Genomic DNA, 1,023 nt, shown 5'->3' with positions numbered 1-1,023 from the left:
GTGTGAGGATGTCCCAGATGCGTTGCAGGGCGCCCATGCCGCGTTGGATGTGGGTGATTGCGTAGAAGGCGGTCATCAGCGGGCCGACGAGGTAGCTGGCGTAGAGCAGGAAGGCGACCAGGTCGCCCAGGGAGGCCTGCCCGCGGGCTACCCGCAGGCCGCCGACGAGCATGACCAGCACCAGTACGCCGTTGGCGGCCAGGTCCATGGCCGGGTCGGCGAGGTGGGCGAGTTTGGCGGCGCGCACCCCGGACCGGTAGGCGCCTTCGGCCTGGGCGCTGATGCGTTTGGTCTCGCGGTGTTCGGCGCGGCTGGAGCGCACGGTGGCGATGGCGGTCAGGGCGCGGTCGAGGTCGGCGGCCATGGCGCCGGTGTGGGCTTGGCTGTGCTCGGTGGCGGCGCGCATTCCGCGCAGCGCGCCGGCCACCACGAGGGCGGCGACGACCACGGTGGCCAGCACCAGCAGGCACAGCATCGGGTCCAGCCAGATCATCAAGGCGAGGATGCCGATGGTGGTGATGCCGGCGGTGAGCAGGTCGACGAAGGACTGGGCGATCACGTTGCGCAGCACGGTGGTGTCGGTGCTGGTGCGGGCGACCAGGTCCCCGGTGCGGTGCTGGTCATAGGCGGGCATGGGCAGCCGCAGCAGCCGGTGCACCAGGCTCCGGCGCAGCCCGAGCATGATGCCTTCGCCGGTGCGCTCCAGCACGAACCTGCCGACCGCGCCGATCAGCGCCTGGGCGCAGAACACGGCGGCCAGCAGCGCGATCAGCCGCCACGGCAAAGCGCCGGTGCCCGCGGCGGTGACCGCCTTGCGGGCCAGCAGCGGCTGGGCCAGCTCCAGGCCGGTGCCGGCCAGGGTGAGCAGGATCGCGAGCCCCACCGCGCGCCGATGATGGCCGACCAGCGCCAGCAAGTCCCGGACTCTGGCAGCCGCACCAGGCGGGCGGCTTGCGCCCGGGTGGGCCGCGTGATCGGGGGTCGGGGTGGTCATCGTGGCTGGGCCGGGGGGACGGTCAGGAT

1 protein-coding gene is annotated in these 1,023 nt (G+C 72.8%); it reads right to left on the bottom strand.

Going from position 1 to position 1,023, the window contains the following annotated elements:
* Positions 1–916 (bottom strand): ABC transporter ATP-binding protein (locus CA983_RS44050; RefSeq protein WP_167407565.1); only part of this gene is annotated, 916 nt, incomplete at its 3' end.
* Between the last annotated feature and the right edge of the window lie 107 nt (positions 917–1,023).

Source organism: Streptomyces swartbergensis (assembly GCF_002148965.1).
GTDB lineage: Bacteria > Actinomycetota > Actinomycetes > Streptomycetales > Streptomycetaceae > Streptomyces > Streptomyces swartbergensis.
The sequence above is the reverse complement of the archived record's forward strand: the minus strand, read 5'-3'. Positions and strand labels throughout refer to the sequence as shown.